The sequence below is a fragment of the Sphingomonas mucosissima genome, assembly GCF_002197665.1.
Taxonomy (GTDB): domain Bacteria; phylum Pseudomonadota; class Alphaproteobacteria; order Sphingomonadales; family Sphingomonadaceae; genus Sphingomonas; species Sphingomonas mucosissima.
The window spans coordinates 85331-101668 of record NZ_NBBJ01000005.1 but is presented as its reverse complement, the minus strand read 5'-3'; the positions used below and the strand labels follow the sequence as shown (position 1 = coordinate 101668).

General features: G+C 67.8%; 16 protein-coding genes. 12 read left to right on the top strand and 4 right to left on the bottom strand.

What is annotated here, in order from left to right:
• Positions 1 to 80 precede the first annotated feature (80 nt).
• The 8 genes from SPMU_RS13790 to eda all read left to right on the top strand — a co-directional run bounded on the left by SPMU_RS13790 (position 81) and on the right by eda (position 7606).
• Positions 81 to 401 (top strand): MarR family transcriptional regulator, encoded by a 321-nt coding sequence (locus tag SPMU_RS13790; RefSeq protein ID WP_088334508.1) that lies wholly within the window; start codon positions 81 to 83, stop codon positions 399 to 401.
• Positions 388 to 711, top strand: a complete 324-nt coding sequence (locus SPMU_RS13785; protein ID WP_088334507.1) for an SH3 domain-containing protein — start codon at positions 388 to 390, stop codon at positions 709 to 711. The genes SPMU_RS13790 and SPMU_RS13785 overlap by 14 nt, the downstream gene beginning before the upstream one ends.
• Positions 708 to 1625: an N-acetyl-gamma-glutamyl-phosphate reductase gene (gene argC / locus SPMU_RS13780; protein WP_088334506.1), complete on the top strand. Its 918-nt coding sequence runs from the start codon at positions 708 to 710 to the stop codon at positions 1623 to 1625. The genes SPMU_RS13785 and argC overlap by 4 nt, the downstream gene beginning before the upstream one ends.
• A gap of 66 nt (positions 1626 to 1691) precedes the next feature.
• Positions 1692 to 3155 (top strand): glucose-6-phosphate dehydrogenase, encoded by a 1464-nt coding sequence (gene zwf / locus SPMU_RS13775; protein WP_088334505.1) that lies wholly within the window; start codon positions 1692 to 1694, stop codon positions 3153 to 3155.
• Positions 3156 to 3264: 109 nt separating this feature from the next.
• Positions 3265 to 3972 (top strand): 6-phosphogluconolactonase, encoded by a 708-nt coding sequence (pgl, locus tag SPMU_RS13770; RefSeq protein WP_088334504.1) that lies wholly within the window; start codon positions 3265 to 3267, stop codon positions 3970 to 3972.
• Between the two features lie 123 nt (positions 3973 to 4095).
• Positions 4096 to 5928: a phosphogluconate dehydratase gene (gene edd, locus SPMU_RS13765; protein ID WP_088334503.1), complete on the top strand. Its 1833-nt coding sequence runs from the start codon at positions 4096 to 4098 to the stop codon at positions 5926 to 5928.
• Between the two features lie 107 nt (positions 5929 to 6035).
• Entirely contained in the window at positions 6036 to 7004 is a 969-nt protein-coding gene (gene glk, locus SPMU_RS13760; RefSeq protein ID WP_088334502.1) for a glucokinase, read from the top strand.
• Complete coding sequence (eda, locus tag SPMU_RS13755; protein ID WP_088334501.1) at positions 7001 to 7606, top strand: bifunctional 4-hydroxy-2-oxoglutarate aldolase/2-dehydro-3-deoxy-phosphogluconate aldolase; 606 nt, start codon at positions 7001 to 7003, stop codon at positions 7604 to 7606. The genes glk and eda overlap by 4 nt, the downstream gene beginning before the upstream one ends.
• Positions 7607 to 8144: 538 nt before the next feature.
• Here the strand turns inward: eda and SPMU_RS13750 are convergent.
• The 3 genes from SPMU_RS13750 to recR form a co-directional block, all read right to left on the bottom strand.
• The gene (locus tag SPMU_RS13750; RefSeq protein WP_245833329.1) at positions 8145 to 9524 is read right to left on the bottom strand and encodes a DNA recombination protein RmuC; all 1380 of its coding nucleotides are present in this window, start codon (positions 9522 to 9524) and stop codon (positions 8145 to 8147) included.
• A 62-nt stretch (positions 9525 to 9586) separates the two neighbouring features.
• Positions 9587 to 10123 (bottom strand): peptide deformylase, encoded by a 537-nt coding sequence (def, locus tag SPMU_RS13745; RefSeq protein WP_088334500.1) that lies wholly within the window; start codon positions 10121 to 10123, stop codon positions 9587 to 9589.
• A 44-nt stretch (positions 10124 to 10167) separates the two neighbouring features.
• Positions 10168 to 10764 carry a recombination mediator RecR gene (recR, locus tag SPMU_RS13740; protein WP_088334499.1) on the bottom strand — a complete coding sequence of 199 codons (597 nt, stop codon included), beginning with the start codon at positions 10762 to 10764 and terminating at the stop codon, positions 10168 to 10170.
• Positions 10765 to 10820: 56 nt separating this feature from the next.
• Between recR and fmt the strand changes: the two genes are divergently transcribed.
• Positions 10821 to 11726, top strand: coding sequence for a methionyl-tRNA formyltransferase (gene fmt / locus SPMU_RS13735; RefSeq protein ID WP_088334498.1), 906 nt, complete (start codon positions 10821 to 10823; stop codon positions 11724 to 11726).
• Positions 11723 to 12466 carry a tRNA pseudouridine(38-40) synthase TruA gene (gene truA, locus SPMU_RS13730; protein ID WP_088334497.1) on the top strand — a complete coding sequence of 248 codons (744 nt, stop codon included), beginning with the start codon at positions 11723 to 11725 and terminating at the stop codon, positions 12464 to 12466. Before fmt ends, truA begins: the two co-directional genes overlap by 4 nt.
• Positions 12467 to 12488: 22 nt before the next feature.
• On the opposite strand, the gene SPMU_RS13725 is transcribed toward truA, so the two are convergent.
• Entirely contained in the window at positions 12489 to 14375 is a 1887-nt protein-coding gene (locus tag SPMU_RS13725; protein WP_088334496.1) for a gamma-glutamyltransferase family protein, read from the bottom strand.
• A 268-nt stretch (positions 14376 to 14643) separates the two neighbouring features.
• Between SPMU_RS13725 and SPMU_RS13720 the strand changes: the two genes are divergently transcribed.
• Together SPMU_RS13720 and SPMU_RS13715 are read left to right on the top strand one after the other, a co-directional pair.
• Positions 14644 to 15321, top strand: coding sequence for a YitT family protein (locus SPMU_RS13720; RefSeq protein ID WP_211275811.1), 678 nt, complete (start codon positions 14644 to 14646; stop codon positions 15319 to 15321).
• A gap of 85 nt (positions 15322 to 15406) precedes the next feature.
• Positions 15407 to 16288 (top strand): mechanosensitive ion channel family protein, encoded by an 882-nt coding sequence (locus SPMU_RS13715; protein ID WP_088334495.1) that lies wholly within the window; start codon positions 15407 to 15409, stop codon positions 16286 to 16288.
• The last annotated feature ends 50 nt before the right edge of the window (positions 16289 to 16338 follow it).

Sequence of the window (16338 nt, the reverse complement as noted above, 5' to 3'; positions counted from 1 at the left end):
CGGGAATGGCCCGCATCAGCGGCCTTGTATCCGGATGACGCATCGTGGCAATTTTGGCGAGCTCCGATCTTAGTACGTGGATGAACACCCTGGTGGACTATGTTCGCTCGGGAGAACCGGACTTGACCAATCGGCAAATGGCCCTGCTGCTGGTGGTGTATCTGAAGCCGGGGCCGCACACCGTGCGTGGCCTCGCCCGCATCTTGAATGTTTCCAAACCGGTTGTGACACGTGCCTTGAACAGACTTGGTGCGCTCGGCTATCTGCGCCGCCAACGCGATGATAGCGACAAGCGCAACATCTTCGTCGCGCGCACATCCGAAGGGGCAAATTTTCTTGAGGAGTTCGGCCAGTTTCTCGGCGACGGTGAGCAGCCCGTCCCCGCTCGTGCCACCGCATAAGACGTTCGCGCTCGTTGGAAGATCGCGCGCGCTGGATCCCACGCGCTTTGCAGTACGCGGTGACCTCGCCGATGTTCGCCTCGCCGATCAGGTGTTCGCCCCTCATTATGCCGCGCCGCTGCCGCGCACGGTCGCTGCCCCGGCCGATTTGCGCGCGGGCCGAACATCCGATTCGCAAATCCTCGTGTCGCTCGTCCCGGGCGATGCCTTTGAATTGCTCGACATAACGGGCGATCTCGCCTGGGGCGTCGCCCCCGCCAGTGGCTGCGTCGGCTATGTCGAGGCGGCGGCCCTTGGGGACGGCGCATGACCGCCAGCATCTTCATCGATGGCGTTGCGGGCACCACCGGGCTGGAGATCCGCGAGCGGCTGGAGCGGCGCGCCGATCTGGCGCTGGTCACGCTCCCCGAGGACAAGCGCAAGGACGCCGGCGCCCGGCGCCACGCCATCAACGCCGCCGATATCGTGATCCTCTGCCTGCCCGATGACGCCGCGCGCGAGGCGGTCGCCCTGATCGACAATCCGCACACGCGGGTTATCGACGCGTCCAGTGCCTATCGGGTCGCAAACGGCTGGACCTACGGCTTTCCCGAGCTCGGCTTCGACGTCGCGGGCGCGACGCGCGTCTCCAACCCTGGCTGTTACCCCACGGGCTTCCTCGCGCTGGTAGCGCCGCTGGTCCGCGCCGGCGTCCTCCCTGCCGACTGGCCGCTCACCGTCAACGCGGTGTCGGGCTATTCCGGCGGCGGCAAGGCCCTCATCGCCCGGTTCGATGAGGAACAGGATCTCTCCTTCCGCAGCTATGGCTATTCGCTGGCGCACAAGCACGTGCCCGAGATGCAGCAGCACGCCGGCCTCGCATATCCGCCCTTGTTCGCCCCCGCAGTGGCGCGCGCGTTCCGCGGCATGATCGTTGAGGTGCCGGTTCCCCTCGCCGCTTTGTCCGCGCCTCCCTCCCGCGCCGCGATGCTCGACGTGCTGCACGCCACCTTCGATGCCGCGCCGCTCATCACCGTTCATGATGATCAGCCGGACGAGTTGCTGATGCACCGCGATGCTGCGCCGAACGATCGGCTGGACCTGTGGGTCTTCGCCGATCCCGCCGGGCGGCAGGCGCGGCTCGTCGCCATGCTGGACAATCTGGGCAAGGGTGCATCCGGCGCGGCAGTGCAGAATCTTAACCTGATGATCGGCGCCGATCCGTTGGCCGGCCTGGTATACTGAGCCAGACCGGCAACGCCGCGCGCCCGCCGCACCCGCGGCAGCGACAAACCAGAAGGAGGAGCACGCATGCAGCGCAATCCGGTGGGTAAATTATTGTTGTTCGGCGCGACGGGCGATCTTGCCCAGCGCATGCTGCTGCCCTCGCTCTACGGCCTTCACGCGGACAAGCTGCTCCCGGATGGGCTGACCATTACCGGCACGGCGCGATCCGATCACGACGACGCCGGCTTTCGTGACTTTGCGAAAGAGGCGCTGGAAGAATATCTTCCGAAGGACCGCAAGGACGCCGACACCATCAAGTCCTTTCTCGAACGCCTGCAATATCAGGCGCTCGATGCGACCACGCTCGAGGGCTATGATGCCGTCGCGGAAAAGGTCGGCGATATATCGGGCGGGCTCGCGATCTTCCTGTCCACCGCCCCCTCGCTTTTCGAGCAAGTCATTCGCGGGCTGCAAAGCGCAGGTCTAGCTGGCGAAACGGTGCGCATCGGGCTGGAAAAGCCGCTGGGCTATGATCTCGCCTCCAGCCGCGAGATCAACGATTGCGTCGCAACGGCCTTCCCCGAGGACCGCACCTTCCGCATCGATCACTATCTCGGCAAGGAGACGGTGCAGAACATCCTTGCGCTGCGCTTCGGCAATTCGTTCTTTGAGCCGGTTTGGAACGCGCAAGGGATCGACAACGTCCAGATCACCGTCAGCGAGACGGTCGGGCTGGAGGATCGCGCCGGCTATTACGACGGTGCCGGCGCGCTGCGCGACATGGTGGCGAACCACATCCTGCAGCTCGTCGCACTGATCGCGATGGAGCCGCCGGCGCGCTACGACGTCACCGAGATCCGCGATGAAAAGGCCAAGGTCTTCCGCTCGTTGCGTCAGCTGAAGCCCGAGGAAGTGCCGCAGAACAGCGTCATAGGCCAATATGTCGGCGGCGCAGTGAAGGGGGAGATCGTCAAGGGCTATGACGAGGAGCTTGGCAGCGATTCAAACACCGAGACGTTCGTCGCGTTGAAGGCGCATGTCGATAACTGGCGCTGGCAGGGCGTGCCCTTCTACCTGCGCACCGGCAAGCGCATGCCTACCCGGCGCAGCGAGATCGCGATCCAGTTCAAGCCGGTGCCGCACTCGATGTTCTCAGGCCGTGGCGGCCTGCTTCAGCCCAACATGCTGATCATCCGCCTCCAGCCGGAGGAATATATCCAGCTGTTGGTGATGGCCAAGGAGCCGGGGCTCGACCGCGACGGCATCCGCTTGCGCGAAGTGCCGCTGAACCTCAGCCTCGACGCCGAATTCGCCGGCAAGCGCCGCCGTATCGCCTATGAGCGCCTGCTGCTCGATCTGATCGAGGGCGATCAGACGCTGTTCGTCCGCCGTGACGAAGTGGAGGCGCAATGGACCTGGATCGACGCCATCCGCGAAGGTTGGAAGGCGAACGACATGAAGCCCAAGCATTACACCGCTGGCACCTGGGGCCCCGCCGCCTCGATCGCGCTGACCGAGCGCGACGGCGTCAGCTGGCAGGACGACTGAAACACCGGGGGACCCCCAACGGCCCCCACCCGTTCGTGTCGAGCGAAGTCGAGACACGTTACCCTGGCCCGTCCCTCGACTTCGCTCGGGACGAACGGAAGTGGAATTGATGAGCGACGAAATTGAATGGTGGGAATATGATGACGCAGCGGAGATGGCAGAGGCTGTCGCCGGCGACGTCCAGTTCATCATCGAAAGCGCCATCGATGCGCGCGGCGCTGCCGTCATCGCGCTGCCCGGCGGCAAGACGCCGCTGCCGATCTACCAGAAGCTCGCCGCTGCGAAGCTGGATTGGAAGCGCGTCACCATCTTGCCGACGGACGAGCGCATCGTGCCGCTCGGCGATCCGCTCAGCAACGTGACGATGATCGGCAAGACCTTCATCCCCAAGGGCGCGCGCGTGATCCCGATCGTGCCGCAGGCCACCGCCGATTATAAGGCGGCGGGCCGCTCGGCGGATGCGCTGATGCAGGATCTGCACTGGCCGCTCGATCTGTGCCTGCTCGGCGTCGGCGCAGACGGCCACACCGCGTCGATCTTCCCCGGCCCCGACTTCGACGAAGCGCTGAACGGCCCGCGCGAACGGCGCGCACTCGGCGTCATGCCTGAGCCGCTGCCAGAGGAAGCACCGGTCGCCCGCGTCACCCTGTCACGCGCCGGCATCATCTCTGCCAAAGCACTGATGATCGCGGTCACTGGCGCCAAGAAGCGCAAGGTGCTGGAAGACGCGATCGCCCAGGGCGCCGGCTCTCCCTATCCGATCGGCCGCGTGCTGGCCGATGCGGAGCTGCCCGTCGACATCCACTGGGCGGAATGACCTGAAACTCCCCTCCCGCGTGCGGGAGGGGTCGGGGGAGGGCCTGTGCGCAAGCGCGACCTCTTGGTATGATCGTCCCTCCCCTAGCCCCTTCCGCAAGCGGGAGGGGAAGAAGAGAAGCAAATGCCCCTGAACGCCACCGTCTCCGCCGTCACCGATCGCGTGATCGAACGCTCCCGCGAAAGCCGCGGGCGCTATCTCGACCTGCTCACCCGCGAGCGGGACCAATGGATCGGCCGCCCGATGCTCGGCTGCGCCAACCTGGCGCACGCTTATGCCGGCACGGAGGAAGACCGCCCGGCGATGAAGGCGGGCGACGGTATGAACATCGGCATCGTCACCGCCTACAATGACATGCTCTCGGCGCACGCCGTCTATTATCGCTATCCCGAACAGATGAAGGTCTGGGCGCGTGAGGTCGGCGCCACCGCGCAGGTCGCCGGCGGCGTGCCCGCAATGTGCGACGGCGTGACCCAGGGCTATGCCGGCATGGAGCTTTCGCTCTTCAGCCGCGACACGATTGCGCTCTCCACCGCCATCGCGCTCAGCCACGGTACGTTTGAAGGCGCGCTGCTGCTCGGCATCTGCGACAAGATCGTGCCCGGCCTCCTCATGGGCGCGCTCCGCTTCGGCCACCTCCCGATGCTGATGGTGCCCGGCGGCCCGATGCCCTCGGGTCTGTCGAACAAGGCCAAAGCAACGGTGCGCGAACGCTACGCCAGCGGCGAAGCAGGCCGCGAGGAGCTGCTCGAAAGCGAGATCGCCGCGTATCACACGCAGGGCACCTGCACGTTCTTCGGCACCGCCAACACCAATCAGATGATGATGGAGGTGATGGGCCTCCACATCCCCAACGCCGCCTTCGTCAATCCGGGCACCAAGCTGCGCCAGCAGCTCACCCGCGCCGCGGTGCACCGCGTCGCCGGTCTCGGCTGGCGCGGCGAGGATTATCGCCCGATCGGCCATTGCGTCGATGAGCGCGCGATCGTGAACGCCGCGGTCGGCCTGCTCGCCACCGGCGGCTCGACCAACCACCTGCTGCACCTCCCCGCCATCGCCCGCGCGGCGGGGATCGTGATCGACTGGGAGGACCTCGATCGCCTCTCCCGCGCCGTGCCCTTGATCGCCCGCGTCTATCCCAACGGCGCGGCCGACGTGAACGGCTTCGAGGCAGCCGGCGGCATGGCGTTCGTCATCCGCGAACTGCTCGGCAGCGGCCACCTCCACGGCGACATCCTCACCGCCGGCAGCGACGCGCTCGCCGACGCCGCCGCCAAGCCGACGCTCGACGGTGACGCGCTCGTCTGGCGCGATCCCGGCCCGAGCGGCGACGACACCATCCTGCGCACCCCCGCCGATCCCTTCTCTCCCGATGGCGGCATGCGCATCCTCGCCGGCAATATCGGCCGCGCCTGCATCAAGGTCTCCGCGGTGGAGCCCGACCGCTGGATCGTGGAAGCGCCCGCCGCCGTCTTCTCCGATCAGGCGGAAGTGCTCGCCGCCTTCCAGGCTGGCGCGCTCGACCGCGACGTCGTCGTGGTGGTCCGCTTCCAGGGCCCGCGCGCCAACGGCATGCCTGAATTGCACAAGCTCACGCCTCCGCTCGGCGTGCTTCAGAACAAGGGTTACCGCGTTGCCCTCGTTACCGACGGGCGCATGTCGGGCGCGTCGGGGAAGGTGCCGGCCGCCATCCACGTCTCGCCGGAGGCGCTGCCCGGCCTCGACGGTGCCGGCGGCGCGATCGCGCTCATCCGCGACGGTGATCTAATCCGCGTCGATGCGGTGAACGGCACGCTCGATGCGCTGGTCGACCCGGCGGAATGGTCAGCCCGCACCCCCGCCGCCGTGCCGCCCGCCGCCAGCGGCTTCGGCCGCGAGCTGTTCGGTATGTTCCGCGGCCTGTCGGATGAGGCCGAAAAGGGCGCCAGCGCCGTGCTCGCGGGGGCCGGTCTTTAGTCTCCCTCTCCCGCATACCGGGGAGGGTTGAGGAGAGCGGGTAGTGAAGCGCGGCGCACGGCAGCCGGCTTCACGCCCCCTCCGCACAGTCGAGGAGCAAGAGTTTCGTGGACATCGTTTCAGTCGACATCGGCGGCACCCACGCCCGCTTTGCCATTGCCGAGGTCGAGAACGGCCGCGTTCGCTCGCTCGGTGAGCCAGTGACGCTCAAGACCGCCGAGCATGCCAGCCTGCAGACCGCCTGGCAGGCGTTCGAGAAGAAGCTCGATCGCCCGGTGCCAAAGGCCGCCGCCATTGCGGTCGCCTCGCCGATCACCGGTGACGTGATCCGCCTCACCAACAATCCCTGGGTGATCCGCCCGTCCTTGATCCCGGAGCGGCTGGGCGCGGATACCTACACGATCATCAACGATTTCGGCGCGATCGGCCATGCCGTGGCCCAGCTCCCCGACGAAGACTTCGATCACCTCTGCGGCCCCGATGTGCCGATCCCGGCCAAGGGCGTGACCACCGTTTGCGGCCCCGGCACTGGCCTCGGCGTCGCGCAGGTTTTCAAGACCGACGGCCGCTACCATGTCCTTGCCACCGAAGGCGGCCACATGGATTACGCCCCGCTCGATCCGATTGAGGACGCGATCCTGAAGCGCCTACGCCGCACCTTCACGCGCGTCTCGACCGAGCGGATCTGCGCCGGCCCCGGCATCGTCGCGATCTACGAAACGCTCGCTGAAATGGAGGGCCGCTCCGTCCCCTCGCACGACGACAAGACGATCTGGACCGAGGCGCTCGAGGGCACCGACTCAATCGCGCTCGCCGCGCTTGATCGCTTCTGCCTCGCGCTTGGTGCCGCGGCCGGTGACCTCGCGCTCGCGCATGGCGCGAACGGCGTCGTCATCGCCGGTGGCCTCGGCCTGCGCATTAAGGACAAGCTGATCCGTTCGGGCTTTGACCAGCGCTTCGTTGCCAAGGGCCGGTTCCAGTCGATGATGGCCGGCATCCCGGTCAAGCTCATCACCCATCCCCAGCCCGGCCTTTTCGGCGCCGCGGCTGCCTTCGCACAGGAGCACACCGCATGACGACCATCGCCGACATCATGCGCACCAGCGCCGTCATCCCCGTGCTGGTGATCGACGATGCCGCCACCGCCCGCCCCCTGGCGGAGGCGCTCGTCGCAGGCGGCCTGCGCGTCCTCGAAGTCACCCTGCGCACCCCAGCCGCGCTCGACGCGATCCGGGAGATGAAGCAAGTGCCCGGCGCGATCGTCGGCGCGGGCACGGTGGTCTCCACCGATCAGTTCGACCAGGTGGCAAAGGCCGGCGCCGAATTCATCGTCTCCCCCGGCCTCACCGAGCGGCTCGCCGTCCCGATCATCGCCAGCGGCATCCCCTATCTCCCCGGCACCGCCACCGCCGGCGACATCATGCGCGGCCTCGATCTCGGCCTCACCCATTTCAAGTTCTTCCCCGCCGAAACCTCCGGCGGCCTCAAGGCCCTGAAGGCGCTCGCCGCCCCCTTCAATCAATGCCGCTTCTGCCCCACCGGCGGCATCACCGAAGCGACCGCCCCCGACTGGCTCGCCTTCGATCCCGTCCTGTGCGTCGGCGGCAGCTGGATCACCACCGGCACCCCCGCCGAAATCGAAGCCAAAGCCCGCGCCGCGTCGGCGCTGCGCGGCTAACACACGCGTCCGGGCCCCGACCTCGGCCGCGCAACACTCCGCACATCAGGGCGCGCAACCCCCACCCAGCCCGTCAACCCGGCCTTGTGCCGGGATCCATGGCTCCGCAGGCGCCACCGCTCAATGATTAGAGCGGCGTCCCATCAAGGCAACGGCAACAACACCGGTCCTACACCAAGCGCTAGAAAACGCCCCTGACCAACAACGCAGCGGTGAACGCAAGCACGGCGCAGCAGCGCGCGAGGACGCAGAAACGACAATGGGGCAATCTAGTGAGAATCCGCGCTAGGCCCATGCTCTCTCGCAGAAACGCACTGCCGCAACGCGAAGGTCACGAGACCTCGCAACGAGATCGCACTCGCTGCCCCATTCGTCACGCCGAGCCTGTCCCGACATCCATCGCGCCGCAGGCCGACCGCTCAATCGCGCGTATCACCAGCCCCAACCCCGGCCAACCCACGCCGAACGCAAAAATAAGGCCGCACCACCCAAAGCAGCCAGCATCGCGCAGCAGCCGCGACGACCGCGCCGCGAGCCGCTACTCTGCGGCCTCACTCGTAATCAGCTTCGTCACCGGACGCGCACTCTGCTCGCTTACCGGCGGCGCCTCGATGCTCTTGCCCGCCGTGTCGATCTTCAGCGCCTCGAAGCGGCGCGCCTGCGTCAGCACCTGCGATTCCAGGCTGCCGACGAACTGGTTGTACGCCGACATCGCGGTGTCCAGGTTCTTGCCGAGCTTGGCGACATGCCCGCCCATCACCGAAAGTCGCGCGTACAGGTCCTTGCCCAGCTGCGCGATCTCGCGCGCCTGTTCGGCCAGCAATTCCTGCCGCCACACCGCCGCCACGGTCCGCGCAATCGCGATGAGGTTGGTCGGCGTCGCCAGCAGCACCCGCCGCTCAAAGGCATAGTCCCACAGCCCTGAATCATGCTCCAGGGCCGCTGACAGGAAATGCTCGCCGGGCACGAACATGATCACATAATCGGGCGCATCGTCGAACTGGTTCCAATAGGCCTTGGCGCCGAGCCCATTGACGTGCGCGCGCATCGCCGCGGCATGCGCCGTCAGCCCCGCCGCGCGCTCCACCTCGTCCACCGCGCCGAACGCATCCTGATAGGCATTCAAGGAAACCTTGGCGTCGATCACCAGCGACTTGCCGCCGGGAATGCGCACGATCACGTCGGGGCGGAAACGCGCGCCCTCGGCATCGGTCACCGACACTTCGGTCGCGAAGTCGGCATGTTCGGACAGCCCGCAGCTTTCCAGCACGTTGCGCAGCTGCTGCTCGCCCCAGCGTCCCCGCGCTTTCGGCGCATTGCGCAGCGCATTGACGAGCTTGGCCGCCTCGCTGCGCACGCTTTCCTGGCCGAGGCGCATCTGCTCGATCTGCCCGCGCAGCTCGCCAAAGGCATCGCGCCGCTCGGCCTCCACCTTGTGCACACCCTCTTCGTAGCGCTGCAACCGCTCGCTCACTGGCTGGAGCATGGCGCGCAAATTCGCACCCGCCACTTCCTCCGATTCGCGAAAGCGTTCGTTCGCGCGCTGCAGAAAGCGGTCCTGCGCCTCGGTGAGCAGCTTCTGCCCCACCTGGCTGAACTGCGCCGAAAGCGCGTCCTTCGCCTCGCGCAGCTCGGTCAGCCGCGCATCGAAGCCGCGTGCCTCCGCTTCCAGCCGCGCCACATCGCCACGCGCGGCATCGCGGTCGGCACGAAGCTCGCCAAGCTCCCGCCGCAAGCCATCCGCCGCCTTGGCCCGCTCCTCGGCGCCCGCGAGGTCAACGATCGCGCGCTTGAACTCCTCGGCCCGCGCATCGCGCTCGGCGCGGATCGCCGCAACGCTGCGCTGCGCCAGCCACCAGCCGACGGCCAGCCCCAGCAGCAAGGCGACAATGACAAACACGGCAGCGATCGGCTCCACGCTTCCTCCTCAAGAGAACGAAGCGCGAACCTAGACGCCGCGATCACGCGCGGCAAGCGCCGTCAGGCGGCGTTCTTGCGCGCCTTGGCCAGCTTCTTCAGCAGCATGTCGCGCTTCAGCTTGGTGATGTGATCGATGAAGAGCACGCCGTTCAGGTGATCGATCTCGTGCTGCATGCAGGTGGCGAGCAGGCCGCTCATCTCCTCCTCATGCCGCGCGCCATCCAGATCGAGCCACGCTACACGGCAGCGCGCCGGGCGCTCCACCTCGGCATATTGCTCCGGGATCGACAGGCAGCCTTCCTGATAGCGCGACACCTCGTCCGACACCGACAGGATCTCCGGATTGATATACGTCACCGGGTTGCGGACGGCCTCGGGCTTTTCCTCGTCCTCGCTTTCGCGCTCCTGCAGGTCGATCACCACCACGCGCCGCGCCACGCCCACCTGGATCGCAGCGAGGCCGATGCCATGCGCGGCATACATCGTCTCGGTCATGTCGGCGGAAAGCTGACGCACCTCGGCATCGATGTCGGCAACGGGTTCGCACATCAGGCGAAGGCGGGGATCGGGAATCTCGACGATAGGAAGAACGGCCATTGGGGGCAGATATTGGCGCGTCCCTTGCGAATCAAGCGTGGCGGTCAGGCCACCGGGCGCCGCGCGCGCAGCGCCTGCGCCAGCGTGCCTTCATCGAGATAATCCAGCTCGCCCCCCACCGGCAGGCCATGTGCCAGCTGCGTGAGGCGCACCGGGAAGCGCTCCAGCCGCTCCGCGATATAATGCGCCGTCGTCTGCCCCTCCAGCGTCGCGTTCATGGCGAGCACCACTTCATCGACGCCGCCCGCCTCGATCCGCGTCACCAGCCCGTCGATCGCCAGGTCTTCCGGCCGCACGCCCTCCAGCGCGGAAAGCCGCCCGCCCAGCACATGGAAGCGCCCCGGAAACAGCCGCGAACGGTCGAGCGCCCACAAATCCGCCACTTCCTCCACCACGCACAGCGCCCGCGCGTCACGCCGCGGATCGGCGCAGATCGCGCACGGATCATGCGTATCCACATTGCCGCAGGTCGAGCAGGTCGCCAGCCGCTCCTCCACCGCCTGCAACGCGGCGAGCAGCGGCACCAGCGCACCCTCGCGCTTCTTCATGAGGTGCAGCACCGCACGCCGCGCCGATCGTGGGCCCAGGCCGGGCAGCCGCGCCAGCGCGCCCGTCAGCGCCTCGATCTCCCGCGATGCCATCGCGGGAACAGATAGGGGGTTGCGCGTGGCTGCGCCAGCGCGTTGAAGCGCGCCCCATGCGGATCGTCTTCATGGGAACGCCCGACTTCGCCGTGCCCGCGCTCGACGCGCTGGCAGAGGCCGGGCATCAGATCATCGCGGCCTACAGCCAGCCGCCCCGCCCCGGCGGCCGTCGCGGGCGCGCGCTCGTGCCCTCGCCCGTCCACCAGCGCGCCGAGGCGCTCGGCATCCCGGTGCGCACCCCCGTCTCGCTCAAGAACGCCGAGGCGCAGGCCGATTTCGCCGCGCTCGACGCGGACGTCGCGGTGGTCGCCGCCTACGGCCTCATCCTCCCGCGCGCGGTGCTCGACGCCCCGCGCCACGGCTGCCTCAACATCCACGGCTCGCTCCTCCCGCGCTGGCGCGGCGCCGCCCCGATCCAGCGCGCAATCCTCGCCGGCGACGCCGAAACGGGCGCCGGCATCATGCAAATGGAAGCCGGGCTCGATACCGGCCCCGTCCGCCTGGAAGGCCGCACGCCGATCGCGGCCAAGACCGCCGGCGAGCTGACCACCGAGCTCGCTACCCTCGGCGCGCGCCTGATGGTCGAGGTGCTCGCCGATCTCGACGCGCACCCCGCCAAGCCCCAGCCCGAAGACGGCATCACCTACGCCGCCAAGATCGCCAAAGACGAGATGCGCCTCGACTTCGCGCAGGACGCCGCCGCGGTCGAGCGCCAGATCCGCGCCTTCAACCCGCCCGGCGCGTGGCTGGAGATCAACGGCGAGCGCCTCCGCATCCTCGCCGCCGACCTCCTCGAGGCACCCGCCGGCACCCCGGGCACCGTCACCGACGACCATTTCACCATCGCCTGCGCGAGCCGAGCGATCCGCCCCACCTCCGTCCAGCGCGCCGGCCGCGGCGTCATGACGGTCGCCGAGCTGCTCCGCGGCTTCCCCATCCCGCCCGGCACCCGCCTGTGACGCGCTTCGCGCTAACGGTGGAGTTCGACGGCCGCCCCTTCATGGGCTGGCAGCGGCAGGATCACGGCCCCAGCGTCCAGCAAGCGATCGAGGACGCCGCCTTCGCGGTCACCGGCGAGCGCACCGCCGTTCACGCCGCCGGCCGCACCGATGCCGGCGTCCACGGCGCCGCAATGCGCGCGCACCTCGACATCGAAAAGCCGATCACCGCCTTCCGCCTCAGCGAAGCGCTCAACGCCCGCCTTCGCCCCAACCCGGTCGCGATCCTCGCCTGCGAGGAAGTGCCGGGCGACTGGCACGCCCGCTTCTCCTGCATCGGCCGCGCCTACGAATATCGCATCGTCAATCGGCGCGCGCCGCTCACCTGGGAAAAGGGCCTCGCCTGGCAAGTCGCCCAGCCGCTGGACGCCGCCGCGATGCACCAGGCAGCGCAGCTCCTGATCGGCCGCCACGATTTCACCACCTTCCGCTCGGCGCATTGCCAATCGGCCAGCCCGCTGAAGTCATTGGACGTGCTGAACGTCACGCGCAGCGGCCATCGCATAGCGGTGGTCGCCGAGGCACGCTCCTTCCTCCACCATCAGGTCCGCTCGATGGTCGGCTGCCTCGCGCTGGTCGGGCTCGGCCGCTGGTCGATCGAGGACATGGGCGACGCCCTTGCCGCCGCCGATCGCGCCCGCCTCGGCCTGAACGCCCCGCCCGACGGCCTGTTTTTCATGCACGCCCGCTACCCTGAGTAGGGGCAGCCGGGCGCCCCTCCCCTCAATAAGCCAGCGCACACCCATCGGCGCGCATCTCGCTCGCCGCTGCATAAACGCGCGTCGCGCCATCCATGCGGTGCTCGACGCACTCATACCGGCCAAAGCCGCCATCGGGATCGCCCAGCTGCCAGCCGATCGCCGCCAGCCGCTTGCGCGTCTCGATCGGCACCCCGCTTTCCAGCCGCAGCCGGCCGGTCGGCCCCAGATCCGGATCGTCCTCGCCCATCGACTGCGACGATCCTTCATGGTGCCAGCGCGGCGCATCCCCGGCGGACTGGATCTCCAGCCCGTAATCCACCCGGTTGACGATGATCTGCGTCTGCCCCTGCGGCTGCATGTCGCCGCCCATCACGCCAAAGCTCATCCACGGATCGCTGCCGCGCGTCGCAAAGCCGGGAATGATCGTCTGGAACGGCCGCTTGCCCGGCGCATAGATATTGGGGTGCCCGTCTTTCAGACTGAACAACTGCCCACGGTCCTGGAACATGAAGCCAAGGCCGTCCGCCACCAGCCCCGATCCCATGCCGCGGAAATTGGACTGGATCAGCGACACCATCATCCCGTCCTTGTCGGCGCAGGAGAAATAGGTCGTGTCGCCCCTGCTCGGCGCTTGGCCCGGATACACCGGCGTCAGGATGCGATCGGGCCGGATCAGCTTGGCGCGCTCAGCGGCATATTCCTTGGAGATCAGCCACTCCACCGGCACCTTGGAAAACTTCGGATCGCCATAGAAACGCGCACGATCTTCATAGGCGAGCCGCTTCGCCTCGGCCTGCAAGTGGATCGACAGCGCGGATTGGAACCCCGCGCCCTTCAGGTCGAAGTGCTCAAGGATGTTGAGCATCTGCAACGTGGCGATGCCCTGCGTGTTGGCGCCAAGCGCGTGCACCGTGGTGCCGCGATAATCGGTGCGGTTCGGCTCGATCCATTCCGAACGATGCGCCGCCAGATCCTCGTAGCGCAGCCAGCCGCCGATCCGCTTGAAATAGCGGTCGATCGTGCGCGCGATATCGCCTGCGTAGAAAGCGTCCCGCCCGCCCTGCGCAATCGCGCGATAGGTGCGGGCAAGGTCGGGATTGCGAAACACCTGCCCCGCCTGCGGCCCCTTGCCGCCATTGATGCCCCAGGTCTTCAGCGCGTTGGCCGTTTCCTCCACGCCGTTCCCGGGCTTCGCGAAGTTCGCCATGCTGCGGCGGATATAATAAGCGATGATGTCGGGCACCGGCGTTCCCGCCTCCGCCATCGCGATCGCCGGCTCGAACAGGCTCGCCCAGGGCAGCTTGCCGTAGCGCTGGTGCATCGTCCACCAGCCGTCCACCGTGCCGGGCACCGAGACGGTGATCGCGCCCAATGGCGGCAGCGCGCCGTTCTTCGCCCGCGACCGCACCGTTTCCAGTGACAGCCCGCGCGGGCTCGCGCCCGATCCGGCCAGCCCCACCACCTTCTTCTGCTTGGGGTCCCAGATCATGGCATAAATATCGCCGCCGATCCCGTTGGCGGTCGGCTCCAGCAGCCCGAGGCACGCGTTCATCGCGATCGCGGCATCCACCGCCGATCCGCCGCGCCGCAGGATATCGATGCCCGCCTGCGTCGCGAATGGATGCGCCGTGCCCGCGGCGCCGTTCATCCCGTACACCGCCGTGCGCGAGGCAAAGCTCGCCCCCACCGGCCGATCGCCGGCATGCACGTCCGGCCGAATGAACCGGTCTTCGCGGGCCGCCCAATGCCCCGGCAGGTCAGCCCCCTTGGCCGTCGCCGGCTGCGGCGCGCCGCCCTGTCCCGGTCCGTCGGTGCCTTGCGCCCCGCCCCCGGTGCCTTGCTGCGCCCGGGCCAAGGTGGGCGCCATCGCAAGCGCAGGCAGGGTGGCGACAAAGGTCCGACGACGCATCAAAGAGGCTCCTGTTCTCAAGCCCTTGTTGCGCCAAATCCACTCAGCGACAAGCGCCAACACCCACCGGCTCGGCCGCTGGTACAGTGCCCGGCACCAGTCCCGTCCGTCACGGCAATCCCGCGCGGAAAGTCCCGCTATTGCAATCGACCCGGTTCGCGATGAAGAGCGGCAAGGTTCGCCAGTCCGGTGGCCGAACGTTCGCCGGCAATGCGCCCGGCGCGCGCCGGCACGGAACCACGCGCAGGCAGCCGTTTTTGGGAAGGGGATGCCGGTCACCATCGGGGGCCCCATGCCGAACACGCCGTTTTCTGACGATCTGGCCGCAACCTCGCACACCAGCCTGGAGGATGGCTATGCCTTGTGCATCGGCTGCATCCTGATCGCGGTCGGGCTCGCGATGCTGCGCGCCGCGCATCTGGTGACCGGCGGCACGGCCGGGCTCGCCCTCCTGATCTCGCGCTTCATCAGCATCAGCCCCGGCGTGCTGTTCGCCGTGCTCAACCTGCCCTTCTTCATCCTGGCCGCGCGGGTGATGGGCAGCTGGTTCACCGCCCGGACGATCATCGTCAGCCTGGGCATCGCTGGCATGTCGATGGTGATCGACGCAACCACGCGGATCGCCAGCGGCAATCCCGCCGTCGCCGCGATCGCCGGCGGAACGCTGCTCGGCATGGGAACGCTGGCGCTGGCCCGTCACGGCGCCGGCGTCGGCGGCGTCGGGATCGTCACCTTGTGGCTGCAAAACGCACGCGGCTGGAATGCCGGCCGCACCCAGATCGCGATCGACGCGCTCGTTCTCGCCGCGGCCGGTGTCTTTCTGCGCCCGGATCGCCTGCTCTGGTCGGCGGTCAGCGCGTTGATGATGGCCTCTGTCGTGTACCTCTGGCACCGACCCGGCCGCTACACCGGCGTCTCGGCCACCCGCCGCCGCCCACCGGCTTAGCCGCCCCACCCGCCTCGCTGCCTCCCGCGGCGGGGCCGGCGAACCTTTCGGCCCTCGCGCGTTCTTCCGCCAAAGGGAGCGATGCGTGGACGTCATCAAGATTCTGTTCCGGCGCGTTCAGGAACTGGCGGCAGAGTTCATCCGCCTGCTTCCGCAGCTTTCCATCGCCATCATCGTGATCGCCGCCACGTTCATCCTGGCGCGATTTGCCCGTCATTTCGCGGAACGCCTGCTGGGCCGGACCGAGCTGCGCGGTACGCTCGTCAATCTGTTCGAAACGCTGATCAGCGTGCTGATCTGGCTCATTGGCCTGTTGATCAGCGCCTCCATCGTCTTTCCCGGGGTCACGCCCGCCAATATCCTGGCGGTGCTGGGGCTCGGCTCGGTCGCGGTTGGCTTCGCCTTCAAGGATATCTTTGAGAACTTCCTCGCCGGCGTCCTCATCATGCTGCGCAAGCAGATGCGGATCGGGGACGTGATTGAGTGCGAGGATCTCGAAGGCCGGGTGGAGATGATTTCGCTGCGCGACACGCACCTGCGGCACCTCACCGGGGAGCTTGTGATCGTTCCCAACGCCTTTCTCTTCAAGAACCCGGTGACCGTCATCACCCAGCGTGCCATTCGCCGGCACTCGGTCGAGGTCGGCATCGCCTACGACGTCGATCTCGATGCCGCGCGGCAGGTGATCGCCGATGCCGTGAAGGATTGCTCAACGGTCCGCGCCGATCAGAAGGTGGAAGTGTTCGCCAAGGAATTTGCCGACAGCAGCATCACCTTCCTGGTCCGCTGGTGGGCCGGCTCCAAGCCGGTGGATGCGCACGCCAGCCGCGACGAAGTGGTTCGCGGCATCAAGCGCGCGCTCGACGCCGCGGGCATCGAAATCCCCTTCCCGTATCGTACCCTCACCTTCAAGGAACCGCTGCCGATCGCCCGCCCGGAGCGTGATCGGGACGCGGCGAAAAGCTAACTGGCCGCGCACTACCTGCGCGCGGCCGATCATCTCCGGCAACAGGCCGG

Bases quoted from the DNA above. Each gene is read 5' to 3' on its own strand.
- SPMU_RS13790 (WP_088334508.1), top strand. From the start codon at position 81: ATGAACACCCTGGTGGACTATGTTCGCTCGGGAGAACCGGACTTGACC.
- argC (WP_088334506.1), top strand. From the start codon at position 708: ATGACCGCCAGCATCTTCATCGATGGCGTTGCGGGCACCACCGGGCTG.
- zwf (WP_088334505.1), top strand. From the start codon at position 1,692: ATGCAGCGCAATCCGGTGGGTAAATTATTGTTGTTCGGCGCGACGGGC.
- pgl (WP_088334504.1), top strand. From the start codon at position 3,265: ATGAGCGACGAAATTGAATGGTGGGAATATGATGACGCAGCGGAGATG.
- edd (WP_088334503.1), top strand. From the start codon at position 4,096: ATGCCCCTGAACGCCACCGTCTCCGCCGTCACCGATCGCGTGATCGAA.
- eda (WP_088334501.1), top strand. From the start codon at position 7,001: ATGACGACCATCGCCGACATCATGCGCACCAGCGCCGTCATCCCCGTG.
- def (WP_088334500.1), bottom strand. From the start codon at position 10,123: ATGGCCGTTCTTCCTATCGTCGAGATTCCCGATCCCCGCCTTCGCCTG.
- recR (WP_088334499.1), bottom strand. From the start codon at position 10,764: ATGGCATCGCGGGAGATCGAGGCGCTGACGGGCGCGCTGGCGCGGCTG.
- fmt (WP_088334498.1), top strand. From the start codon at position 10,821: ATGCGGATCGTCTTCATGGGAACGCCCGACTTCGCCGTGCCCGCGCTC.
- SPMU_RS13725 (WP_088334496.1), bottom strand. From the start codon at position 14,375: ATGCGTCGTCGGACCTTTGTCGCCACCCTGCCTGCGCTTGCGATGGCG.
- SPMU_RS13720 (WP_211275811.1), top strand. From the start codon at position 14,644: ATGCCGGTCACCATCGGGGGCCCCATGCCGAACACGCCGTTTTCTGAC.